Source organism: Nisaea sp. (assembly GCF_017640745.1).
Lineage (GTDB): Bacteria > Pseudomonadota > Alphaproteobacteria > Thalassobaculales > Thalassobaculaceae > Nisaea.
This window is the reverse complement of the sequence record NZ_JAEPQA010000001.1, coordinates 74507-97721: the sequence shown is the minus strand read 5'-3', so window position 1 is coordinate 97721 and position 23215 is coordinate 74507. Positions and strand designations below refer to the sequence as shown.

The 23215-nt window shown below is 63.1% G+C and carries 19 protein-coding genes and 1 tRNA gene; 7 read left to right on the top strand and 13 right to left on the bottom strand.

The genetic code is table 11. The features are described from left to right. Window positions 1-130 precede the first annotated feature (130 nt). Window positions 131-784 carry a DsbA family oxidoreductase gene (locus JJ959_RS00490; RefSeq protein WP_292879311.1) on the top strand — a complete coding sequence of 218 codons (654 nt, stop codon included), beginning with the start codon at window positions 131-133 and terminating at the stop codon, window positions 782-784. Here the strand turns inward: JJ959_RS00490 and JJ959_RS00485 are convergent. Continuing rightward, entirely contained in the window at window positions 781-1557 is a 777-nt protein-coding gene (locus JJ959_RS00485; RefSeq protein ID WP_292879310.1) for a DUF4197 domain-containing protein, read from the bottom strand. The two genes, JJ959_RS00490 and JJ959_RS00485, sit on opposite strands and share 4 nt — an antisense overlap. A gap of 104 nt (window positions 1558-1661) precedes the next feature. Between JJ959_RS00485 and JJ959_RS00480 the strand changes: the two genes are divergently transcribed. Then, complete coding sequence (locus tag JJ959_RS00480; protein ID WP_292879309.1) at window positions 1662-1976, top strand: DUF1272 domain-containing protein; 315 nt, start codon at window positions 1662-1664, stop codon at window positions 1974-1976. Here JJ959_RS00480 and mfd read toward each other — a convergent pair. Both mfd and JJ959_RS00470 read right to left on the bottom strand, forming a co-directional pair. Beyond that, complete coding sequence (mfd, locus tag JJ959_RS00475) at window positions 1973-5455, bottom strand: transcription-repair coupling factor (protein WP_292879308.1); 3483 nt, start codon at window positions 5453-5455, stop codon at window positions 1973-1975. The genes JJ959_RS00480 and mfd overlap by 4 nt on opposite strands. A gap of 4 nt (window positions 5456-5459) precedes the next feature. After that, window positions 5460-5720, bottom strand: a complete 261-nt coding sequence (locus JJ959_RS00470) for a succinate dehydrogenase assembly factor 2 (protein ID WP_193180701.1) — start codon at window positions 5718-5720, stop codon at window positions 5460-5462. 114 nt (window positions 5721-5834) lie between these two features. On the opposite strand from JJ959_RS00470, the gene recG reads away from it, so the two are divergent. Next, window positions 5835-7916, top strand: coding sequence for an ATP-dependent DNA helicase RecG (gene recG, locus JJ959_RS00465; RefSeq protein ID WP_292879307.1), 2082 nt, complete (start codon window positions 5835-5837; stop codon window positions 7914-7916). A gap of 4 nt (window positions 7917-7920) precedes the next feature. On the opposite strand, the gene JJ959_RS00460 is transcribed toward recG, so the two are convergent. Next, entirely contained in the window at window positions 7921-8628 is a 708-nt protein-coding gene (locus tag JJ959_RS00460) for a DUF502 domain-containing protein (RefSeq protein ID WP_292879306.1), read from the bottom strand. A 66-nt stretch (window positions 8629-8694) separates the two neighbouring features. Continuing rightward, window positions 8695-9567: an alpha/beta hydrolase gene (locus JJ959_RS00455; RefSeq protein WP_292879305.1), complete on the bottom strand. Its 873-nt coding sequence runs from the start codon at window positions 9565-9567 to the stop codon at window positions 8695-8697. A 59-nt stretch (window positions 9568-9626) separates the two neighbouring features. Here JJ959_RS00455 and JJ959_RS00450 point away from each other — a divergent pair, with 59 nt between their 5' ends. Then, a complete protein-coding gene (locus JJ959_RS00450; protein ID WP_292879304.1) occupies window positions 9627-10808 on the top strand; it encodes an aminotransferase class V-fold PLP-dependent enzyme in 1182 nt (393 codons plus the stop codon). A 5-nt stretch (window positions 10809-10813) separates the two neighbouring features. Here the strand turns inward: JJ959_RS00450 and JJ959_RS00445 are convergent, their stop codons facing one another. After that, window positions 10814-11047: a hypothetical protein gene (locus JJ959_RS00445; protein WP_292879303.1), complete on the bottom strand. Its 234-nt coding sequence runs from the start codon at window positions 11045-11047 to the stop codon at window positions 10814-10816. A gap of 90 nt (window positions 11048-11137) precedes the next feature. After that, the gene (locus JJ959_RS00440; RefSeq protein ID WP_292879302.1) at window positions 11138-11482 is read right to left on the bottom strand and encodes a hypothetical protein; all 345 of its coding nucleotides are present in this window, start codon (window positions 11480-11482) and stop codon (window positions 11138-11140) included. Between the two features lie 381 nt (window positions 11483-11863). On the opposite strand from JJ959_RS00440, the gene JJ959_RS00435 reads away from it, so the two are divergent. Further along, window positions 11864-12394, top strand: a complete 531-nt coding sequence (locus tag JJ959_RS00435; RefSeq protein WP_292879301.1) for a hypothetical protein — start codon at window positions 11864-11866, stop codon at window positions 12392-12394. 17 nt (window positions 12395-12411) lie between these two features. Here JJ959_RS00435 and JJ959_RS00430 read toward each other — a convergent pair. The 5 genes from JJ959_RS00430 to ssb form a co-directional block, all read right to left on the bottom strand. Further along, window positions 12412-12487, bottom strand: a tRNA-Lys gene (locus JJ959_RS00430). A gap of 72 nt (window positions 12488-12559) precedes the next feature. After that, window positions 12560-13066: a pantetheine-phosphate adenylyltransferase gene (coaD, locus tag JJ959_RS00425; protein WP_193180713.1), complete on the bottom strand. Its 507-nt coding sequence runs from the start codon at window positions 13064-13066 to the stop codon at window positions 12560-12562. A gap of 16 nt (window positions 13067-13082) precedes the next feature. Then, window positions 13083-15833, bottom strand: a complete 2751-nt coding sequence (gene gyrA, locus JJ959_RS00420; protein WP_292879300.1) for a DNA gyrase subunit A — start codon at window positions 15831-15833, stop codon at window positions 13083-13085. A gap of 159 nt (window positions 15834-15992) precedes the next feature. Further along, window positions 15993-16820, bottom strand: a complete 828-nt coding sequence (locus JJ959_RS00415; protein WP_292879299.1) for a class I SAM-dependent methyltransferase — start codon at window positions 16818-16820, stop codon at window positions 15993-15995. A gap of 39 nt (window positions 16821-16859) precedes the next feature. Further along, window positions 16860-17381 carry a single-stranded DNA-binding protein gene (gene ssb / locus JJ959_RS00410; RefSeq protein WP_292879298.1) on the bottom strand — a complete coding sequence of 174 codons (522 nt, stop codon included), beginning with the start codon at window positions 17379-17381 and terminating at the stop codon, window positions 16860-16862. A gap of 199 nt (window positions 17382-17580) precedes the next feature. Between ssb and uvrA the strand changes: the two genes are divergently transcribed. After that, a complete protein-coding gene (gene uvrA / locus JJ959_RS00405) occupies window positions 17581-20445 on the top strand; it encodes an excinuclease ABC subunit UvrA (RefSeq protein WP_292879297.1) in 2865 nt (954 codons plus the stop codon). Here uvrA and JJ959_RS00400 read toward each other — a convergent pair. After that, window positions 20442-21662, bottom strand: a complete 1221-nt coding sequence (locus JJ959_RS00400) for a hypothetical protein (RefSeq protein ID WP_292879296.1) — start codon at window positions 21660-21662, stop codon at window positions 20442-20444. The two genes, uvrA and JJ959_RS00400, sit on opposite strands and share 4 nt — an antisense overlap. 169 nt (window positions 21663-21831) lie before the next feature. Between JJ959_RS00400 and trmFO the strand changes: the two genes are divergently transcribed. Then, entirely contained in the window at window positions 21832-23214 is a 1383-nt protein-coding gene (gene trmFO / locus JJ959_RS00395; RefSeq protein WP_292879295.1) for a methylenetetrahydrofolate--tRNA-(uracil(54)-C(5))-methyltransferase (FADH(2)-oxidizing) TrmFO, read from the top strand. Window position 23215: the final 1 nt, after the last annotated feature.

The following is a 23215-nucleotide window of genomic DNA, read 5'->3' as shown; positions in this document are numbered from 1 at the left end:
TCCCCAGATGTTTCCCTGTGTTGATTGCGGGACATCGTTTCTTCGTTTTAAGAAAGCGTCAAGCGCGCCAGAAAGCTGCCGCGCCCGTACCGCGAGCCTACACAATAACGGCCCAGGGAGCCGGACCTGAATGACTCAGATCGACATTTTCTCGGACGTAATCTGCCCCTGGTGTTTCATCGGCAAGCGCCGCCTGGAGCGGGCATTGAAGCTGCGGCCTGTGCCGGACCTCACGATCCAGTGGCGCGCCTTCCAGCTCAATCCGGACATGCCGGTAGAAGGCATGTCGCGACAGGCCTACCTGGAGAACAAGTTCGGCGGCCCCGAGCGCGCCAGCCAGATCTACGACAATATCCGGCGCATGGGCGATGGTGAGGGAATCGACTTCCGTTTCGACCTGATCCAGCGGACGCCCAATACGGTGCTCGCACATCGCACGATCAATCTTGCGACCGCCATGGGCACATCGGACGCCCTGGTGGAAAATCTGTTCAACGCCTATTTCATCGAGGGCGTCGATATCGGCGATCTCGATAACCTGGTCACCCTCGCCGAGGCATCCGGCATGGACGCGGAAGAGACCCGCACCTGGCTCGAAGGCAAGGGCGGCGCGACCGAGGTGATGGCGGAGACCCGCTTCGCCTACGAAAACGGCATCAATGGCGTTCCCTGCTTCATCTTCAACCGGCAATACGCGGTCTCGGGCGCCCAGGAGCCGGAAGCCTTCTTTCCGCTCTTCGATCTCGACGCCTCGCAGAAATCGCCGGTCGCGAACCAGGCCTAGCTGCCGAAGACTTTCTTCAGCAACTCGGTGCTCCGCGCGGCAGGATTTTCCCGGATCGCCTTTTCCTCGACGGCGATGTAGTGAAACAGCCCGTCTAGCGCGCGCTGCACGACATGGCCGGTCAGCTCGGTCTTTACGTTTGGAACAAGCGGCAGGGTTTTATACTGCCCGATCAGCGCGTCGTAGCTCTTGACGACGCCGTGCTCCGCCATGGCGCTCTCCACGATCGGGGTGATCCGCTTGACCAGGCTGTCGCCCGTCCGCTCCTGAAACCAGCGCGTCGCCGCATCTGACGGACCGTGATAGATCGCCTTCACATCTTCGAGGGACATCGAGGAGATCGCGTCGGCGAAGACCGCGCCGGCTTCCGGGGCTGCCTCTTCGGCAGCGCGGTTCATGCGCAGTTCCAGATCGTCCGAAAGGTTGCCGAAACCGAATTTCTTCAGCGTCTTGGCGACGGGTGCCAGTTTCTCCGGAAGCGGTATGTGAACGGCACTATCGGTAAAATAGCCGTTTTCCGTCCCGAGGCGTGAGACCGTGCGCTCCGTGCCGACTTTCAGCGCGTCTTTCAGACCGGCGAAAATCGTCTGGTTATCGAGCGACGTCGTGCTGCCACCGCCGGTGCCAAGGGTGTTGAGGAGATTCTGTGCCTTCCCGAAGAAGTTGCTCTGAGCCAGGACCGGAGTTGAGGCGATCGCCCCACAAACCAGAATGAATGCTGCGAAGAACAGGCCCGGGCATAATTTGAAAGAGACGCGGCCATTGAGCTTCATCGATTATCCTCCAAGTATCGGACGACAGCGGCTCGCAACGATCCGTGTCTTACTTCCGCAGAGTGTCGCCCAAGCCATTACGGAACCACTAACGGGAAATCGCCATGCTCCAGTTGAGACCCAATTGCGAACTCTGTGACTGCGATCTGCCCGCGGACTCTAGGGACGCAAGAATCTGTTCCTACGAGTGCACCTACTGCGCGGACTGTGTCGAGACCGTGCTGTTCGATGTCTGCCCGACCTGCGGCGGCAATTTCGTGCCAAGGCCGATCCGCCCGCTCCGCTCGTGGCGGCCGGAGAAGAAACTCGGCCGCGATCACCGCCCGCCCTCCGACGTCCGGGTCCACTCGCCCTACAGCCGAGAGGATATCGCGGCGCACGTCGCGCGGATCAGGGACATTGCGCCCGAAGACCGCTAGGTCGCGATCGACACCAGCTCCTGCATCAGGTTCGTCAGGCCGCGCACGCGGACATCCTGCTTTTCCCAGGCGCGCCGGTACACCAGCTTGTGGTCCGGGCGGAGCTGCACGCTGCCGGCCTGCTTGGCGATGAAGCCGACGAGGCCGCGCGGATTGACGAAATCGTTGTTGCGGAAGCTGATGACGGCGCCCTTCGGTCCGGCATCGACCCGTTCCACACCCGCGAGCTTGCAGAGTTGCTTGATCGCGATGACCTTCAGCAGGTTCTCGACCTCTGCCGGCAGTGTGCCGAAACGGTCGGCAAGCTCCGCGGCGAAACTGTCGATCTCGGATTCGTCCACCAGATTGGCGATCCGGCGGTAGAGACTGAGGCGCACGGTCAGGTCCTGCACATAGCTCTCCGGGATCAGCACCGGCGTGCCGAGCGAGATCTGCGGCGTCCATTGCTCTTCCGGCTCGCCTGCTTCGAAGCCCCCTTCCCTGGCCGCCTGGACAGCCTCCTGCAGCAGGGTCTGATAGAGCTCGATGCCGACCTCCTTCACCTGCCCGGACTGTTCCTCGCCGAGCAGGTTGCCGGCGCCGCGGATATCCATGTCGTGGCTGGCAAGGCTGAAGCCGGCGCCGAGGCTGTCCAGCGTCTGCATCACCTCCAGCCGGCGCTTGGCGTCCGCCGTCAGGATCTTGGTCGGATGGGTGGTCAGATAGGCGTAGGCCCTCGTCTTCGAGCGCCCGACGCGGCCGCGCAGCTGATAGAGCTGGGCCAGACCGAACATGTCCGCCCGGTGGATGACGATGGTGTTGGCGTTCGGAATGTCGAGGCCGGATTCGACGATGTTGGTGCTCAGCAGGATGTCGTAATGCCCGTCGCAGAACTGGGTCATGACCTTCTCAAGCTCGGCAGGGCTCATCCGCCCGTGGGCCGTCGCGACGCGGACTTCCGGGACGAGCTGGGTCAGCCGGTCGTGCACCCGCGGCAGGTCCTCGAGACGCGGGCAGACATAGAAGGTCTGACCACCGCGATAATGCTCGCGCATGATCGCCTCGCGGATGACGAGGCCGTCATAGGGCATCACGAAGGTCCGCACGGCCAGCCGGTCGACCGGCGGCGTTGTGATCAGGCTCATCTGCCGGACGCCGCTGAGCGCCATCTGCAGCGTGCGCGGGATCGGCGTCGCGGTCAGCGTCAGGACATGAATCTCTGAGCGGAGGTCTTTGAGCCGCTCCTTCTGGGCGACGCCGAAATGCTGTTCCTCGTCGACGATCAGCATACCAAGATTGGAGAAGCGGATGCTCTTCGCCAGCACCGCGTGGGTGCCGATGACGATGCTGCAATCGCCGCTCGCCAGTTCCTCCTTCACCGCGGTCTGGTCCTTCGGCGCGACCATACGGGAAAGCTGGCGGATCTTGATCGGCAGGCCTTTGAAGCGCTCCTTGAACTGGTTGTAGTGCTGGCGCGCGAGCAGCGTGGTCGGCACCACGACGGCGACCTGATAGCCCTGCATGGCGACGACAAGTGCCGCGCGAAGCGCGACCTCCGTCTTGCCAAAGCCGACATCGCCGCAGACCAGCCGGTCCATCGGCCGGCCCCGGTTGAGATCGTCGAGTGTGTCCTCAATCGCCTTCAGCTGATCGTCCGTCTCGGTATAGGGGAAGCGGGCGCAGAATTCGTCGAAGATGCCGGGCGGCGGCGCAACCGGCTCGGTCTCGCGGATCTCGCGTTCGGCGGCGAGACGGATCAGCTGCTCGGCCATGTCGCGCAGGCGTTTCTTGACCCGCGCCTTGCGCGCCTGCCAGGCGGCCCCGCCGAGCTTGTCGAGCTGCGCGCCGCTCTCGGCCGAGCCGTAGCGGGACAGGACCTCGATATTCTCGACAGGCACGAAGAGTTTGTCGCCGCCGAGATAGATCAGGCGCAGGCAGTCGTGCGGCGCGCCACCGATCTCCAGCGTCTCGAGGCCATCGTACTGGCCGATCCCATGCTCCACATGGACGACATAGTCGCCTTCATGGAGGGCCGAGACTTCCTGCAGGAAATCCTCGCCGCGGCGTTTCCGGCGCACCGTCGGTCGGGCAAGCCGTTCGCCGAGAATATCCTGCTCGGCGATACAGAGAAGATCGTCGCTGGCAAAACCCTGCTCCAGCGGCAGAACCACGGCGGCGGCGGTGCCGGCCGGCAGGGCGTCCGCCTCTTTCCAGGACGTGACCGGTTCAAGCTGTTCGAGACCGTGCTCGTGCAGCAGCGTGACAAGGCGGTCGCGCGACCCTGAGGTATATCCGGCGATCAGCACGCGGCGGGACTTTGCTTCTTTCAGCACCGTGTCCCTGACCACGCCATAAAGATCGGTGTCGGGCATGGCCCGCGCCTCGGCGAACCCTGTGCCGCCATGGCCGCCGCAATCGACGACCGTCTGTCCGGCGCCGCCTTCCGGCAGGGCGAAGGGTGTAAATCGCCCGACGGGATGGCTGGCCAGCAGGCTCTCGAGGTCGCGCGGCGTCAGATAGAGGCTGTCCGGCGGCAGCGGGCGGTAGACCACGCCGCCGTCCGGCGTGCCCCGGTCGTGGAAGCTCTTGCGGGCCTCGTAATATTCCTCGATCAGCTCGAACCGCCCGGCGATCGCAGCGTCGTCCTGATGATCGAAGGTAATTGGCACCGCGCCCGTGTAATCCAGAAGGGTCTCAAGATCGTCGTGGAAGAGCGGCAGCCAATGCTCCATTCCGACATGGCGGCGCCCCTCGCTGACAGCCTCGTAGAGCGGATCCTTGGAGATCTCCGCGCCGAAATGGGTTCTGTAACCGGCACGGAAACGCCGGATGCTCTCCTCGTCGAGCCGGAATTCCCCGACCGGAAAGATCTCGAAGGCATCGAGCTTGCCGGTGGTGCGCTGGCTGACCGGGTCGAAGGAGCGGATGGTCTCAAGTTCGTCGCCGAAGAAGTCCAGCCGCAAGGGCTCTTCGGCACCCGGAGGATAGACATCGACGATACCGCCGCGGATCGCATATTCGCCAGCCTCGCGCACGGTCGCGGCACGGTGGTACCCGTTGGCCTCGAAGAAGGCGGACAGCTCCTCGACGGGCCTGCTGTCCCCGGGCGTGAGCGACAGCCCCACATCGGTGAAAAAGCGTCTCGGCGGAACGCGTTGCAGCAGGGCGTTCACCGTCGTCAGCAGGACGGTTCCGCCCTGCAATCCGGATGAAGCAATGCGGGCAAGTGCCTCGACCCGCTGGCTGATCAGATCCCCGTGTGGAGACACCCGGTCATAAGGCAGGCAATCCCATGCAGGAAGCGTGATAACCTGTTGTTCCGGCGCGAAAAAGCCGAGCGCCTGGCGCAGCACGGCCAGACGCGAATCGTCGCGTGCGACATGGACCGCGCCGCCATGGCTTGCGGCGATCTGCAGCAGGATGCGGGAATCGTGGCCTTCCGGCGCCGCGGAGAACGCGATCTTGGCCGGGCTCTCGAGCAGGGATTTGTTATATTTCAAAAGACTAGTCGACGAGTTTGAAGTTGCGGATCATGTCCAGGATCGGGGTTTCGTATTCCTCCGGCGCTTCTTCCTGGCCAGTGATCCACTTGTAGAGCCGCGGATCGGGAATTTCGAGCAGAGCTTCGTAGGTGTCGAGGCCTTCTTCATCGAGCTCCGCAATGTGCGCGCGTGCGAAGGCCCCGAGCAGCAGGTCGGTTTCCTTGGTGCCCGTATAGGCGCTCCGGTAAATCAGTTTCTTGCGGCGATCGTCGAGCCCGCTCATCGGTCTCACTCCCGGTTTGTCTGAAGCATCGGCTAGGATATAAATCGAAGCCTTGGCGTGTCAGCCCTCGGCCCGCGTCCTGGAGCCGCGCACTTAATAGCATCGGCGGGTAACTTGCGACCGGAAATTCTCTATTCCCTCTTTGCCGACACGACGCGCCTTCCCGGCGTCGGCCCGCGCATCGCGAAACTGCTGGAGACATTGGCCGGCCGTTCCGTGATCGACCTGCTCTGGCACCTGCCGAGCGGGATCATCGACCGGCGCTTCAATCCGAAGATCGCGGACGCGCCGGACGACACGATCGCGACGCTGGTCGTCACCGTCGGCGAACACCGGCCAGGCCGCAGCCGCAAGCAGCCATACCGGGTCAGCGCCTGGGACGAGACCGGCGAGATGGAGATCGTCTTCTTCAACGCCAAGGCGGATTATATCGGCCAGATGCTGCCGACCGGCACCCGCTGTGCGATCAGCGGCAAGGTCGAGCATTTCAACGGCCGCCTGCAGATGACTCATCCGGACCACATGGTCCCGGAAGCGAAGATCAAGGAGATCATGCAGGTCGAGCCGACCTATCCGCTGACCCATGGCCTGACCCAGAAGACCCTGCGCAAGGCGATCGGCGCGGCCCTGCCCGAGGTGCCGGAACTGCCCGAATGGGGCAACAAGCCGTTCCTCGCCATGCGGCATTTCCCGGACTGGCGTACTGCGCTGATGGCAGCGCACGCGCCGGCCTCGATGGAGGACATCGACCCGTCGGCCCTGCCGCGGCAGAGACTGGCTTATGACGAACTGCTGGCCAACCAGCTTGCGCTGGCGCTGGTGCGCGCGCATCAGAAGAAGCGAAAGGGTCGCGTCTTCAAGGGCGACGGCAGGTTGCGGCACAAGGCGGAGGCCGCCCTGCCCTTCAAGCTCACCAACGCCCAGGCCGTGGCGCTTGCCGATATCTACGGCGACATGGCGGCACCGGAGCGGATGCTCCGGATGATTCAGGGCGATGTCGGCAGCGGCAAGACGGTTGTCGCCTTGCTCGCCATGCTGAACGCGGTCGAATGCGGCGCACAGGCCGCCATGATGGCGCCGACGGAAATCCTCGCGCGCCAGCATCTCGCCTCCATGCAGCCGCTGGCAGACGCCGCCGGCGTACGCATGGCGGTTCTGACCGGACGCGACAAGGGCAAGAGCCGCGCGGAGACTCAGGAGCGCATCGCCGCCGGCGAGGTGGATATCGTCGTCGGCACCCATGCGCTGTTCCAGGAGAGCGTGGCCTTCAAGGATCTGGCGCTGGCGGTGATCGACGAACAGCACCGCTTCGGCGTGCACCAGCGTATGAGCCTCGGCGAGAAAGGCGCCGCCGTGGACACACTGGTGATGACCGCGACGCCGATCCCGCGCACCCTCACCATGACCGCCTACGGCGATCTCGACGTCTCGCGCCTGACCGAGAAGCCGCCGGGGCGGCAGCCGATCGACACCCGCACCATCCCGCTTGGCCGTCTCTCGGAAGTGGCGGAGGCCATCGGCCGTTCCGCTGCGTCGGGGAACAAGGCCTATTGGGTCTGCCCGCTGGTCGAGGAATCCGAAAAGATCGACGTCGCTGCCGCCGAGGAACGCTTCCAGCACCTGAGCCGGCTCTATCCCGACCGGGTCGGGCTGGTGCACGGACGGATGAAGGCGGCAGAGAAGGACGCGGTGATGGACCGCTTCAAGAACGGCCCGCTCGATATCCTCGTCGCAACCACTGTGATCGAGGTCGGGGTCGACGTGCCGGACGCAACGGTGATCGTGATCGAGCATGCCGAGCGCTTCGGCCTCGCCCAGTTGCACCAGCTCCGCGGCCGGGTCGGCCGGGGCAGCAAGGCCTCGACCTGCCTCCTGCTCTACAGCACGCCGCTATCTGAAACCGGCCATGCGCGCCTGGCGGTCATGCGGGAGACAGAGGACGGCTTCCGGATCGCCGAGGAGGACCTGAAACTCCGCGGCGCCGGAGAGATTCTCGGCACCAAGCAGAGCGGCCTGCCCACCTTCCGGCTGGCAGATCTGGCGGTGCATGACGATCTTCTGGCGGCCGCCCGTGACGACGCGCGTCTCGTCCTCCACAACGACCCGGACCTGAAGGGCGAGCGCGGAGCGGCCTTGCGCACCCTGCTCTATCTCTTCGAACGCGATGCCGCGATCCGCTATCTGAGGGGCGGCTAGACGCCTATTCCTGGGTAATGCCAGTGGTCTCGACGTGGATCACCGGCTTCTTGCGCTCAGATTCCGGACGCCGGTCGGGCGGGGTCACGATGCCCGCCGAAATCACCATCTTGATGCCTTCCTCTACCGTCATGTTCAGGCGGTAGAGGTCGCGGTCCGGAATGAACAGCAGGAACCCGGAGGTCGGGTTCGGCGTGGTGGGCAGGAAGACATTGATCATCGTGTCATCGGTGACGTTCTGGACCTCGCCCACGGTGCCACCGGTGATGAAGCCGATCGCCCAGATCCCGCGCCGCGGGTATTCCACCAGCACGACCTCGCGAAACGCGTTGGACTGCTGTGCCATCACGGTTTCCATGATCTGCTTGATGGCGCTGTAGACATTGCGCACCACGGGCATCCGGGCGAGCAGATGCTCGCTCAGACGGATCATCCAGCGCCCGAGAATGCCTGCTGTCAGCCACCCGATCAGGGTCAGCGTGGTCAGCATCACGAGCAGTCCGATGCCGGGGACGGAGAACGGCAGGAAGTTCTCGGGATGATATTTCGCCGGCAGCAGCGGCATGATCTTGCCGTCGATGAAGTCGATAAAGACCCAGGTCAGATAGAGCGTGATCCCAAGCGGAGCCGTGACAAGGATGCCGGCAAAAAGATAGGCCCGCAGCCGCCCGAAGAATGTCGGCCGAACGATGCCGGAATTGTCCTTGGTCATGTATGGAGCTCCCTGTCCCGAGCCTGACCATATAGGGATGCCGGGCGCGGAAGCAATCGGTTCCCCTCAGGCTTGAAGAAAGCCTTCAAGTTTCTCCAGAAGCCGCTCCGGCGCCTCTTCCGGTATGTAGTGTCCGGACGGCACGGGACCGCCGGTAACCGGCCCGTTCGTATAGGCCTGCCAGACATCGAGCGGCCGGTAGAGCCTTCCGATGATCCCTTCGGCGCCCCAGAGTGCGATAATGGGAATATCGAGACGTTCGCTGCGGTCGGCACGGTCGTGTTCGAGATCGATTGTGGCGCCGGCGCGGTAATCCTCGCAGCTGGCATGGATTGTGGCCGGATCTCGGAAGCAGCGGAGATATTCCGCCATCGCTTCCTTCGTTATGGCGGTTCCATCGGCGAGGAACTTCATCTTCTTCGCGAGATAGAAATCCGGATCCGCCCCGATCATCCGTTCCGGATAGTCCGCCGGCTGGATCAGGAAGAACCAGTGATAATAGGCCGAAGCGAAGGCCATGTCGGTGGTCTCGTACATGTCGAGCGTCGGGCAGATATCGAGCACGGCGAGCCGTTCGACCCGGTCCCGGCAATCCCGCGCCAGTCTGTGCGCGACCCGCCCGCCCCTGTCATGGCCGACGACGGAAAACCGCTCGATGCCGAGCGCCGACATCACCTCGGCCTGGTCCCGCGCCATCTCGCGCTTGGAATAGGGCATGTGCGCCGCATCGGTCGGCGGCTTTCCGCTGTCGCCATAGCCGCGGAGATCGGTCGCCACGACGGTGAAGCGTTCGGCGAGTTTCGGCGCGACCTTGTGCCAGATCGCGTGGGTCTGCGGATAGCCGTGCAGCAGCAGCAGGCCGGGTCCGCTCCCGCCGGTGACGAGATTGATCTCCGTGCCTGAGGTCCGGATTCTTTTCCGCTCGAAGCCCTCGAACATTCTGCTGCGCTCCCTCTCGCCGCCATGGCACTCTCACGGGGCCACTTCCGGAGAGCACCATGCCGCGTCCCGCCACCCTCAGCAACTCGTCCCCGTCCTTCGGCGCGCCCGTCCGCGCAGCCTTCTCTCTGCAGCGGGACTACACGCATCTCAATCATGGCTCCTACGGCGCGACTCCCGTCTCGGTGATGGCAGCGCAGCGGATCTGGCAGGACAAGCTCGAGCTGGAGCCGAGCCGCTTCATGCGGCGAGACTACAAGCCCGGCATGCGTGCGGCCATCGCAGCGCTGGCGCCGCGACTCGGCGTCGGATCGGAGGGGCTTGCCCTGGTCGAGAACGCCACGCAGGCCGTCAATGCCGTGCTTCGCGAACTGGACCTGCCGGCAGGGTCCGACGTCCTCATCACCGACCAGACCTACGGCGCGGTTAAGAACGCCGCCCGTCACATGAGCGCGCGCAACGGCTGGAACCTGCGCAGCGTCACCCTGCCCTTTCCTGCCGCATCGGCCGACGAAATTATCGCGGCCTACAGCGCCGCCCTGGATCCGGCTCCGGCGCTTGTCATCCTCGACCACATCACCTCGCCGACGGCGCTCGTGCTGCCGCTCCGGGAAATGGCGGAAGCCGCCCGTGCCAGAGGCGCGCTGGTGCTCGTCGACGGCGCCCATGCGCCGGGGATGCTGGATCTCGATCTCAGCGCCATTCCCTGCGACTGGTACACCGGCAACCTGCATAAATGGATGTTCACGCCGAAAGGCTGCGGCTTCCTCTGGACCGCCGAGGTGCAGCGCGCGACCACGCATCCTTTGGCGATCTCTCACTGGTACCAGCAAGGCTACGACGCCGAGTTCGAATATGTCGGCACCCGCGACGCCTCGAGCCAGCTTTGCCTGCAGAGTGCGCTGGACTTCATCGACGCGCACGGCCAGGACGCGATCCGCGCCTACAACACTGCGCTTGCCAACGAGGCGGCCGATGCATTGGCCGCGCGCTGGGGCACGGAGCGCGGTGCGGGACAGGAACTGACCGGACATATGGTCATGGTGCGTCTGCCGGACGGTTTCGGCAGTACGCGAGAGGAAGCCGAAGCCCTGCGCGACCGCTTGACGGACGAATTCAGAATCCAGATACCCATCAATCCGCTGACAGGCACGCTCTGGTGCCGGCTCTCGGCGCAGATCTACAACGAGATGGCGGATTACGAGCGGCTGGCGGGCGCCGTGGAAAGATTGGCCGGCTGAAGGCTTCAGTTCAGCTTGTTGCGGAACTTCTTCTCGAGGAAAGCGAGCACCTCGCTCTTGCGGGCGCCATTGTTGGCACGTGCGAGCTTGAACAACCGGGACGCTTCGTTCTCCTGCATCGGAGCCGGCTTCTCGCCCATCTGAATCAAGGCAGCCTGATGCGCTCGTTCGAGGACCTTCGGGTCGATCTTCTTGCGGATCTCCCGCATCATCAGCAGCAGTTTCTTGCGTTCATCCACGACGGATCTCCTTGCCGGTGGAAGCTTCCCGATCCAGGGCCACCTCTCTCATCCCAGCAAGAAAGATACCAGAAACCGGCCGACGGCGCCTCAGTGATCGAAGGGCTTGATCGTGAAGGCGGCGGCGAGTGCATTCTGGGTCACCTTGGTAACCACAGCCTCGGCGGAGCCTTTCATCTTGTGCTGCCCCTTCGAGACGTCGATCTCGAAGCGGAACCGCTGACTCTTGATCAGCAAGTCCTTGTCGTAAGGCTCGATGATGAAGCCCTTCAGATTGTAGTCCTTCACATTGAAGGTGAAGCTGTCGATCTTGACAATACCGCAGGAATCGAGCTTGCCCTTGGCTTTGACACTCTTGATGCCCTGAGCCTTGGTCGGCCGCGCCGTCTTCTTTCTCGAATCTGCGGTGATCTTGAGGAAGTCAAGAAGCCCCACGCCCGATTCCCTTTCGCCGTTCGCGCCGATTCAGCGTCATTGCTTCCAGAAGGTTGCCGAATGCACACCGGTTTCCAGAGGCAGAACGCACCCAAGCCAGCGTGTTTTTCGGACTGAGCCAAGGCTCAACCCAGACTATCGTCAAAATGGGCGTAATTTTCAAGTAACAAGGTATTGCACTTAAATATTCGCTCTAAAGGTAGGGATTAAACCTCTGCCGAGACGAGAAAAGTGAACGGGGTAGAGGCGCACGGGATCGCCCGGGGATGCATGAACTCTGTCGCCATTCAGGAAGTGCCAGAATGATAAACAAATATTGATACTAAAATTACAGAAATTTTTATGTTATTTTCTTTTGGGAAGCGCTCCGGGGAGACCGGCATGGATACCCGCCAAGTTCTCGGCGAAATCTTAACCGCGACAGAAGCCTACGATGTGGAAATCATCCCGTGGAAATTCGACGAGGCACGGATGACACCGCGACAGCGACAGCTCTATGGCTACTGGTCTTCAAAATCCGATGCGAATAAACGTCTCTCGGTCAGAGAGTTCGATCCACTGGAGATCCGCCTATCCGTCGGATACCTGCATCTGGTCCAGTACGATGCCGAGCGGAACGATTTCTTCTATCGAATCTACGGTGAAATGGCGGCTAGGTCGGCGAAGGCGGCGATGCACCGGAAATGGGTCGGAAACCATCCGGGCCGCGCGGGGGCCAAGTTCCTGGCCCATTACATGGAACTGATGAACAAGCGCGAACCCTGGCTCGGTGAGGTCCATACGAGGGATTCGGTCAACGTCGCGCCCTACTGGCGGCGCATGGTCCTGCCCCTTGAGGTTAAGGGTCTTCCGGACGGATTCGCGTGCGCAACCCTGGCTGAGCCCAAGAACACAGCGGATGAGAGAGGATGACGGAGTATTGGAGGAAATGGTGAGCGCGACAGGATTCGAACCTGTGACCGTCTGATTAAAAGTCAGATGCTCTACCAGCTGAGCTACGCGCCCCCGAAAGGAAGCCGGAACCTATGCAAACAGGGCCCGGCGGTCAACCTCTTCCGAGAAGTTTTTTTCCCGCCGTCAGCGGAACTTGTCCTCGACCCGCTCGACCACCCGGTTCGGGACGAACTGGTCGATGTTCCCGCCCATATGCGCGATCTCCTTCACGAGGCGAGAGGAGATGAACTGGTTGCGGTCCGACGCCATCAGGAAGACGGTCTCGACGCTCGCATTGAGCCGGGCGTTCATGCCGACCATCTGGAACTCGTATTCGAAATCCGAAACGGCCCGCAGGCCGCGAATGATGGTCGCCGCGCCGTTTTCCTCGACGAAATGCATCAGCAGATTGCCGAAGGACATCACCACGATCTCGCCGTGGATGCCGTTTTCCGCATGCGCCTTGTTGATCAGGTCGATCTCGTCCTGAACCATCTCGACCCGCTCGTCGAGGCTGAAAAGCGGACCCTTCCCGGCATTGCGCGCCACGGCGACAATCAGCTTGTCCACTAGCTTGCTGCCGCGCCGGATGATGTCCAGGTGCCCGTTCGTGATCGGGTCGAACGTGCCCGGATAAACACCTACTCTCATGTTCCCTAGTCCCCTGCTAGCTCTCGGAGGCGTCTCCGCCACCGCTACCGTCGGCTTCCGATTCTTCCCCCTCTTCCGCATCGTTTCCGTTCTCATCGCCTGCGAGGCTGACGGACACGACTTTCTCGCCTTCATCGACGCGGAAAATCCAGACACCCTGGGTTCTGCGCCCAGTAATGCTGATTTCGTTGACAGCGCAGCGGATCACCTGTCCGCCGTCGGTGACGAGCATGATCTGATCGGTGTCGGCCACCGGGAAGGCGGCCACGACCCCGCCGCTGCGCTTGGTCAGTTCCATATTGGCGATCCCCTGACCGCCACGATTTGTAATCCGGTATTCGTGCGCGGAGGTCCGCTTGCCGAGACCGCTCTCGGTGACGGTGAGGATGAATTCCTCCTCGGCACTGAGCTGGATGAAGCGCTCCTGCGAGATGTCGCCGGACGGTGCTTCGACCTCCTCCTCGCCCTCTCCAGTCGCACGGCGCATCTGACCGGCGAGCTTCAGGTAGAGATCGCGTTCCAGGACATCCGAACCCGGCACGTCCTGATAGTCGACATGGTGCAGGATCGACATCGAGACGACTTCGTCGCCCTTGGCGAGCCTGATACCGCGGACACCGAGCGAATCGCGGCCGCGGAACAGCCGTACGTCGGTCGCACGGAAGCGAATCGCCTTGCCGTCCCGCGTGGTGAGGAAGACATCGTCCGCCTCCATGCAGGGCTGCACGTTGATCAGGCGGTCGTTTTCATCGAGACGCATGGCGATCTTGCCGTTGCGCTTGATATTGGTGAAATCGGAGAGCGCGTTCCGGCGGACCGTACCGGCGGACGTGGCGAACATGACATGCATGTTCTCCCATTCCTCCTCCTCGGCCGGCAGCGGCATGATGGTCTGGATCCATTCCCCCTGCTCGAGCGGCAGCAGGTTCACCAGCGCCTTGCCGCGGGACTGCGGGGTGCCGATGGGCAGCCGGTAGGTCTTCATCTGGTAGACCATGCCACGCGAGGTGAAGAACAGGATCGGCGTGTGGGTGTTGGCCACGAAGAGCCGGCTGACGAAATCCTCGTCGCGCGTCGACATGCCCGAGCGGCCCTTGCCGCCGCGCTTCTGGGCCCGGTAGGTCGAGAGCGGCACGCGCTTGATGTAACCGTTGTGACTGACCGTGACGACCATGTCCTCGCGCTGGATCAGGTCTTCCATGTCGTGCTCGAACTCAGCTTCGACGAGCTCGGTCCGGCGCGGCGTTGCATAGGCTTCCTTGGCGGCGACCAGCTCCGCACGCAGCACTTCCATCATGCGCGGGCGCGACTGCAGGATTTCCAGGTACTCGGCGATCTTCGCGGCGAGTTCCTTGGTTTCCTCGATCAGCTTCTCGCGCTCCATGCCGGTCAGGCGCTGCAGGCGCAGCTCGAGGATGGCGCGGACCTGGGCGTCGGAGAGGCGGTACTTGCCGTCGATGACCTTGTGCCCCGGATCGTCGATGATGCCGATGAATTCCTCGACATCCTCGGCCGGCCAGTCCCGGCCCATCAGCTGCTCGCGTGCGTCTGCGGCATCGCGGGACGCCCGGATCACCCGGATCACCTCGTCGATATTGTTCACCGCGACGAGCAGGCCGGCCAAGACATGCGCCCGGTCCCGGGCCTTGCGCAGCAGGAACCGGGTCCGCCGCGTGATGACGACCTCGCGGAAGGCGATGAAGGCGACGATGATGTCGCGCAGGTTCATCTGCTCCGGCTTGCCGCCGTTCAGCGCCAGCATGTTGACGCCGAAACTGGTCTGCAGCGGGGTGAACTTGTAGAGCTGGTTCAGAACCACGTCCGGAACCGCGTCGCGCTTCAGCTCGACGACGACGCGCACGCCGTCGCGGTCGCTCTCGTCGCGCAGCTCGGCGATGCCCTCGATGGTTTTTTCCCGCACAAGTTCGCCGATCCGCTCCATCAGGCGGGACTTGTTTACCTGATAGGGGATTTCGCTGACCACGATCGCGTTGCGGTCCTTGCGGATTTCCTGGATGTCCGCCTTGGCGCGCATCATGACCGAGCCGCGGCCGGTGTGATAGGCGGAGTGAATGCCGTTCTTGCCAAGAATCATCGCGCCCGTGGGGAAATCCGGGCCCGGGACGATCTCGATCAGCTCGTCGATGGTGATGCCGGGATTGTCCACATAGGCGCAGCAGGCGTCGATCACCTCGCCGAGATTGTGCGGCGGAATGTTGGTCGCCATGCCGACGGCGATACCGCCGGCGCCGTTGACCAGGAGATTCGGATATTCGGCCGGCAGAACGCCCGGCTCTTCCGTCGTCTCGTCATAGTTGGGGACGAAATCGACCGTATCCTTGTCGATATCCCGCAGCAGACCTTCGGCCGCCTTGGCGAGGCGGGCTTCGGTGTATCGCATGGCCGCAGGCGGGTCGCCGTCCATCGAGCCGAAGTTGCCCTGCCCGTCGACCAGTGGCAGGCGCATGGAGAATTCCTGCGCCATGCGGACCATGGCGTCGTAGATCGCGCTGTCGCCGTGCGGGTGATACTGCCCCATGACGGCACCGACAATGTTCGCCGACTTGCGGTAGGGCTTGGACCAGTCGTAGCCGCCCTCCTTCATCGCGTAGAGGATACGGCGGTGCACCGGCTTCAGGCCGTCGCGGACATCGGGCAGCGCACGCGACACGATCACGCTCATCGCGTAATCGAGATAGGAGCGCTTCATTTCGTCTTCGATGGAGACAGGCGAAATGTCGAAGGAGGAGGATTCGGACGAGCTCAATTCACGCTTTTTCCGGTTGGTTACGTCCCTGTGCAGGCGGTAGCGGCCATTTGATCGTCGACCCTCCGCCGGGACCTCAGGAAGACCCTGTTTTTATAACAGAACCGTCATCTTCGGACAATCTTTAGAGCGATTTTTTCGGCCCGATTAATCAAGTGATTACAGGGGCTTGCGGGCCGATATTGAATAGCTCAGCGGAAGCCGGGGCATTCCTTCCGGCAAACGGTACAATCCGCCCTCACAAGGCTCCATGAAGGACAGCGCCTTCCAGGCGACCGTGTCGAACTCATGGAGGTATTCGATGGTGAGTCCGGCATCGATTAGGGCCGTCACCACCTCGCCGACGGGATGGGTCCATTCATAGCTTCGTTTGGTCTGCAAAACCGCGGATTCGTCGGCATAGGCCTCCGTTCCGTCGAAGGCGATCGGCTCCGGTTTATGGAAGTAATCGTAGACCGGCGCATGCGGTCTCGGCGCGAGATCGTCGAAGCTCATCAGTACCGGATGCTGATCCAGAAAGTAGAATCGGCCTCCCGGCTTGAGGAAATGCGCGACCACGCGCGCCCAGCCCTCGATATCCGGAAGCCAGCAGATCGTGCCCCAAGTGACGTAGACCAGATCGTAGGTCCCGTCGATGAGCTGCGGTGCGTCGTAGAGGTTTCCCTCCACGAATCGGGCCTCGATCCCTGCCTTCTCCGCCAGTTCCCGTGCCTGGCGGATCGCCACGGGAGAAAAATCCAGACCGGTCACGCTTTTCGCACCCTTGCGGGCAAGCAGCAGCGTGTCCATCCCGAAATGACACTGCAGGTGCAGGATATCGAGACCCTCGACGGAGCCGAGTTCCTCAAGCTCCGTCTTGTGCAGGTCTCGCGCGCCCTCGGGACCGTTCAGGAACGCGTCGACGCCATAATCGCTGCTGGCCGAGCTGTAATTCACCTCGGCCAGTTCGTTCCATTTCAATTCGTTGGATTTGAAGAACTCATCCATCGCCCTACTCCCGGTCCAGAGCCGGTCGCGACGCGGTTCCTAGAACGGGATCTCGTCGTCGAGGTCGCCCGGACCGCCGACAGGAGGCTGTCCGCCACCGCCACCGCCGCCATATCCACCACCTGAGCCGCCGCCGTAACCGCCGCCCTGATTGTACCCGTCGTCGCCGCCATAGCCGCCGCCCTGGCCTCCGCCGCCTCCGCCTTCACCGCGTCCGTCGAGCATCTGCAGCTCGCCGCGGAAGCGCTGGAGCACGACTTCGGTGCTGTATTTCTCCTGACCCGACTGGTCGGTCCATTTGCGGGTCTGGAGCTGGCCCTCGACATAGACCTTCGACCCCTTGCGCAGGAACTGCTCGGCCACCTTCGCCAGGTTCTCGTTGAAGATCACCACCCGGTGCCATTCGGTGCGCTCCTTGCGCTCGCCGCTGTTGCGGTCGCGCCAGGTCTCGGAGGTCGCGACGGACAGGTTCACGACCTTGTTTCCGTCCTGCATCGTGCGAATATCCGGGTCGCGTCCGAGATTGCCGACGAGAATGACCTTGTTGACGCTGCCTGCCATGGTTCTATTTCCACTCTGCGAATTTGCCAGTCTGCAATTTGTTGCCGGACTGTCCCATATCCGGAGGCGCTAATCCAGTCGCGATGCCTCCGTCAGGCGGCATCTCCCGGATTTGCTGCACCCGCAAAATCCGGGTGGCAAAGCCGCGCTATGCCGCTTATAAATGTTTCTGTTTCGTTCCTGCTCGGGATCTCCGCCAATGTCAGCCTCTTCCGAACCGAAGGATATCCGCGTTCAGGGTGCGCGAGAGCACAACCTGAAAAGCGTCGATGTCGCGATCCCGCGGAACTCCCTGACGGTTCTGACCGGCCTCAGCGGCTCCGGCAAATCCTCCCTCGCCTTCGACACGATCTATGCCGAAGGCCAGCGCCGCTACGTCGAGAGCCTCTCGGCCTATGCGCGGCAGTTCCTCGAACTGATGCAGAAGCCGGACGTCGATCTCATCGAAGGTCTGTCGCCGGCGATCTCTATCGAGCAGAAGACAACCTCCCGCAATCCGCGCTCCACGGTCGGAACCGTGACCGAGGTCTATGACTATCTCCGCCTGCTCTACGCCCGGATCGGTATCCCCTACTCGCCCGCGACCGGTCTTCCGATCGAGAGCCAGACGGTGAGCCAGATGGTCGACCGTATCCTGGAGATGGAGGACGGCACGCGGCTCTACCTGCTGGCGCCGATCGTGCGCGGCCGCAAGGGCGAGTACCGCAAGGAAATGGCGGAGCTGCGCAAGCAGGGCTTCCAGCGTCTCAAGGTCGACGGCGAGATGTACGAGATCGACGAGGTGCCGGCCCTCAACAAGAAGCTGAAGCACGATATCGAGGTCGTGGTCGACCGGCTGGTGGTGCGCGAGGGGATCGCGACGCGTCTTGCGGATTCGGTCGAGACCGCGCTCGATCTCTCAGACGGGCTGCTGATCGCCGAGGATGCGACGAGCGGCGAGCGTGTGACCTTCTCTGCCAAGTTCGCCTGCCCGGTCTCAGGCTTCACCATCGACGAGATCGAGCCGCGTCTTTTCTCCTTCAACAATCCGTTCGGCGCCTGCCCGAGTTGCGACGGCCTCGGCAGCAGCATGTATTTCGACCCGGACCTGATCGTGCCGGACGGCTCGAAGAGCCTGCGCAAGGGTGCGATCGCGCCTTGGGCCAATTCCTCCTCGAAATATTACATGCAGTCGCTGGAAAGCCTGGCGAAGCATCTCGGCATCTCGCTCGACACCGCTTTTGAGGACCTGCCGGAGGCCGCACAGAAGGCCCTGCTCTACGGTACCGGCAGCGAGCGCGTGGTGATGACGTTCGACGATGGGCTCCGGAGCTACCAGACCAACAAGCCCTTCGAGGGCATCGTGACCAACATGGAGCGGCGTTTCCGGGAGACCGAATCTGCCTGGAGCCGCGAGGAGCTCGCGAAATACCAGTCCGTCGCCCCGTGCGAGTCCTGTCTCGGGCAGCGCCTGAAACCGGAAGCGCTGGCGGTGAAGATCGCCGGGCTGAACATCTCCGAAGTCACCGAGATGTCGATCTCCGAGGCGGTGAAATGGTTCACCGCCCTGACTGGAAACCTGACCGGCAAGCAGGCGGAGATCGCCGAACGCATCCTGAAGGAGATCAACGAGCGGCTCGGCTTCCTCAACAATGTCGGGCTCGACTATCTGACCATGTCCCGCGCTTCGGGGACGCTGTCCGGCGGCGAGAGCCAGCGTATCCGCCTCGCATCGCAGATCGGCTCCGGCCTGACCGGCGTGCTCTACGTGCTCGACGAACCCTCCATCGGCCTGCACCAGCGCGACAACGACCGTCTGCTCGCGACCCTCGTGCGGTTGCGCGACCTGGGCAACACGGTCCTCGTGGTCGAGCATGACGAGGATGCTATCCGGTCAGCCGACTATGTCGTCGACATGGGGCCGGGTGCCGGTGTCCATGGCGGTACCGTGGTCGCCGCCGGCACGCCCGAGGAGATCATGCGCGCGCCGCAGAGCCTCACCGGCCAATACCTGACCGGTTTCCGTCAGGTGCCGATCCCGGCGGAGCGACGCAAGGCGAAGAAGGGCAGGCACATCACGCTCAGGGGCGCGACGGCGAACAATCTGGACGACGTGACCGTCTCCCTGCCGCTCGGCACCCTCACCTGCGTCACCGGGGTCTCCGGCGGCGGCAAGTCCTCGCTGATCATCGAGACGCTCTGGAAGGCGATCGCCCGAAAGCTGCACGGCGCGCGCGAGCATCCGGGACCGTTCGACAGCATCGAGGGGCTGGAGTTCCTCGACAAGGTGGTCGATATCGACCAGTCGCCGATCGGCCGCACGCCGCGTTCCAACCCCGCGACCTACACCGGCGCCTTCACCCCGATCCGGGACTGGTTCGCGGGCCTGCCGGAAGCCAAGACGCGCGGCTACAAGGCCGGGCGCTTCTCCTTCAACGTCAAGGGCGGGCGCTGCGAGGCCTGCCAGGGCGACGGCGTCATCAAGATCGAGATGCACTTCCTGCCGGACGTCTATGTCCAGTGCGACGTCTGCAAGGGCAAGCGCTACAACCGCGAGACGCTCGAGATCACCTACAAGGGCAAGTCCGTCGCCGAGGTGCTGGAGCTGACGGTCGAGGAAGGCGCCGAGTTCTTCAAGGCCGTGCCGTCCATCCGCGACAAGCTGGAGACCCTGGAACGGGTCGGCCTCGGCTATATCCAGATCGGCCAGGCGGCGACCACGCTGTCCGGCGGCGAGGCGCAGCGGGTGAAACTCTCCAAGGAGCTCTCCCGGCGGGCGACCGGCAAGACGCTCTATATTCTCGACGAACCGACCACGGGCCTGCATTTCGAGGATGTCCGCAAGCTTCTGGAAGTGCTGCAGGCGCTGGTCGACCAGGGCAACACCGTGATCGTCATCGAGCACAACCTCGAGGTCATCAAGACAGCGGACTGGATCGTCGATCTCGGTCCCGAGGGCGGTTCGGGCGGCGGCAAGATCGTGGCGGAAGGCACGCCGGAAGACGTCGCTGCGACCGCGGGCAGCTATACCGGAAAATATCTGGCGCCCTATCTCGCTGCGGCGCGGGCGAAAAAGACGGCCTAGGCGACGCTGAAGACCGGCCCGAAACTGCCGAGGGCCGGCGCAACGCCCGGCCCGTCGACATAGTCGTAATGAACCTTGCGGGCCGAGGTCGCGGTGTCGAGGTCCGGCGCGCCGAAAAAGAACGTCCTGTTGCGGCCGCCGTGGTTGTTCACCACGAAATTGCTCAATTCCTCGACAAGGCTCGGCGTGATCTCCTTCGCGTCTCCGGCCGTGCAGGCCGTGCCGATCATGCCCGCGCCCTGCAATTGATCGGCCCTCTTGAACTTGCGAGAAAAGCCGCCGACGAATCCAGCGCAAAACGGTGCCAGATAGGTGAAACTGTTGTGCACGACTGTCTGGGGGACATCGTCGTCTATTCCCGTCACGTAAAGCAGCAGCCGGCGCTCTGCCCAGTCCGGCAGAAATTTGAGCTCAACTAGAATGGCTTCCCGGAAGCGCTTGTTGGTGATCGTCTCCATATGAACGGGCATCAGCAGGAACGGCTTGGCCCGTGGTTTCTCCTCCATCGCGGCCCGCGCCAGTTGGACCGTCGCTATATCCATGGCGCATTCGAGCGCCCCGGTCTCGCTGCCGTCCTCCGGCATCATGCCTTCCGGGACCATGAGTTCGGAGCGGTACATCGAAACCAGGCGCTTGCGGATATTGGTGATCGGCCAGTAATGCAGACGAATGCTCTCCTTCGCCTTCTCGAAGGCTTCGGTTTCCTCCGCCTGCTTCTGCTCCCGGGCCTCCTCGACCGTCTGGGTGAGTTCCTTGACGCCGGTCAGTTTCTCCGGTTCGTCCCGCGGCACCTCGAAGACCATGGATTTCACCACGACGCCCTCGAAGCCGGCCTCCGTCCCGGTTCCGTGGAGCCGCCTGTTGACCTCCTTTGCGATCTGCTGTGCCTTCAGCGACGCCGTCTTGCGGTCGTCCTTGCCGAAAAGGACGATGAACTGCTCGGCATTCGCAAGCACATAGACGTCGTGCGGCGTGATGATCTTCTTGATGATGGTCTCGGTCAGCAGATGGACCTTGCCGCGTACCTTGGTCCAGTTCGGACCAAACTTTTCCTTCAGGTTTTCGAGACCGAGCATCTCGACGTTCCCGGCCATGAGGGCTTCGGCCGCGACTTTGTTGTTGCGGCAGAAGTCGACCATCGCGGACTTGAAGCCGTTCTTGTCGGTCGGATCGAGTTTCTGTCGGTCAAAACTCTCGAAGTAGCCGGTGTCACTCATCGGATGATTACAACGCGTTGATCATGAGGGTCCGCTTTGCCGTTCAGTTTCGCGAGAACAGTTGAAAAACTGGTTAACATCGAGGCAAGGATTGAGCGCACGTTGAGTTTCCCGATCATAGAGTCTATCTCTTCGCCAATTGGCGCAAAATGCGAAAACTGGAAGCCCTATGAGCGAGATTTCCCCGGTTCACGTCATTGGCGGCGGCCTTGCCGGATCCGAGGCGGCCTGGCAGCTGGCAACGGCCGGCGTGCCGGTCGTCCTGCACGAGATGCGCCCGGAGCGGAAGACTGAGGCCCACCAGACAAGCGGTCTGGCGGAACTGGTCTGTTCGAACTCTTTCAGGTCCGACGATGCCGAGGCCAATGCCGTCGGCGTGCTGCACGAGGAAATGCGCCGGCTCGGTTCCGTGATCCTCTGTGCCGCTGACGAGCACAAGGTTCCCGCCGGCTCCGCCCTTGCGGTCGACCGCGATCATTTCTCCAATGCCGTCGAAAAAGCGCTGACCGAACATCCGCTCGTCACCGTCGAGCGCGGCGAGATCGCGGGGCTGCCGCCCGAGGAATGGGACTCCGTCATCGTGGCGACCGGTCCCCTCACCTCGCCGGGGCTTTCGGAAGCGGTCGCTAAACTCACTGGCCAGGAATCGCTCGCCTTCTTCGACGCGATCGCGCCGATCGTGCATAAGGAAAGCATCGATTTCGATGTTGCCTGGTTCCAGTCGCGCTACGACAAGGTCGGGCCTGGCGGCGACGGCAAGGACTACATCAACTGTCCGATGGACGAGGCTCAGTACGAGGCCTTCATAGACGCGCTGCTCGCCGCGGAGAAGATGGAATTCCGCGAGTGGGAGAAGGACACGCCCTATTTCGACGGCTGCATGCCGATCGAGGTGATGGCGGAGCGCGGCCGCGAGACCCTGCGCTTCGGGCCCATGAAGCCGGTCGGCCTCACCGATCCGCGCACCGGCACGCGGGCTCATGCCGTGGTCCAGCTGCGGCAGGACAATGCGCTCGGGACGCTCTACAACATCGTCGGTTTCCAGACCAAGATGCGCTACGGCGCCCAGGTCGAGGTTTTCCGCACCATTCCGGGCCTTGAGAAAGCGGAATTCGCCCGCCTCGGCGGCATTCACCGCAACACCTTCATCAACTCCCCGACCCTGCTGGACGGCACGCTGCGCATGAAGGCCCTGCCGCGCCTGCGCTTCGCGGGCCAGATCACCGGCGTCGAGGGCTATGTCGAGAGCTCCGCCATCGGGCTTCTGGCAGGACGCTTCGCCGCGGCCGAACGGCTCGGCCGGGAGCTTTCCCTGCCGCCGAGGACCACGGCGCTCGGCGCCCTCCTCGCCCATATCACCGGTGACGCGGACGCGGAGACGTTCCAGCCGATGAACGTGAATTTCGGCCTCTTCCCGCCCGTCGAGCCGGAGATCACGCCGAACGGCAAGCGCCGCAAGCTGAAAGGCCGCGACCGCAAGGCAGCCATGGCCGGCCGCGCATTGCGCGACCTCGACAGCTGGATCGCGGGCGACCGGTTGGCGGCCGAATAGA

Coding starts and splice junctions, on each gene's coding strand:
- JJ959_RS00460 (WP_292879306.1), bottom strand. CDS start 8,628: ATGACCAAGGACAATTCCGGCATCGTTCGGCCGACATTCTTCGGGCGG.
- ssb (WP_292879298.1), bottom strand. CDS start 17,381: ATGGCAGGCAGCGTCAACAAGGTCATTCTCGTCGGCAATCTCGGACGC.
- JJ959_RS00485 (WP_292879310.1), bottom strand. CDS start 1,557: ATGAAGCTCAATGGCCGCGTCTCTTTCAAATTATGCCCGGGCCTGTTC.
- JJ959_RS00450 (WP_292879304.1), top strand. CDS start 9,627: ATGCCGCGTCCCGCCACCCTCAGCAACTCGTCCCCGTCCTTCGGCGCG.
- JJ959_RS00470 (WP_193180701.1), bottom strand. CDS start 5,720: ATGAGCGGGCTCGACGATCGCCGCAAGAAACTGATTTACCGGAGCGCC.
- JJ959_RS00490 (WP_292879311.1), top strand. CDS start 131: ATGACTCAGATCGACATTTTCTCGGACGTAATCTGCCCCTGGTGTTTC.
- JJ959_RS00415 (WP_292879299.1), bottom strand. CDS start 16,820: ATGGATGAGTTCTTCAAATCCAACGAATTGAAATGGAACGAACTGGCC.
- JJ959_RS00435 (WP_292879301.1), top strand. CDS start 11,864: ATGGATACCCGCCAAGTTCTCGGCGAAATCTTAACCGCGACAGAAGCC.
- JJ959_RS00480 (WP_292879309.1), top strand. CDS start 1,662: ATGCTCCAGTTGAGACCCAATTGCGAACTCTGTGACTGCGATCTGCCC.
- JJ959_RS00400 (WP_292879296.1), bottom strand. CDS start 21,662: ATGAGTGACACCGGCTACTTCGAGAGTTTTGACCGACAGAAACTCGAT.
- JJ959_RS00455 (WP_292879305.1), bottom strand. CDS start 9,567: ATGTTCGAGGGCTTCGAGCGGAAAAGAATCCGGACCTCAGGCACGGAG.
- trmFO (WP_292879295.1), top strand. CDS start 21,832: ATGAGCGAGATTTCCCCGGTTCACGTCATTGGCGGCGGCCTTGCCGGA.
- uvrA (WP_292879297.1), top strand. CDS start 17,581: ATGTCAGCCTCTTCCGAACCGAAGGATATCCGCGTTCAGGGTGCGCGA.
- coaD (WP_193180713.1), bottom strand. CDS start 13,066: ATGAGAGTAGGTGTTTATCCGGGCACGTTCGACCCGATCACGAACGGG.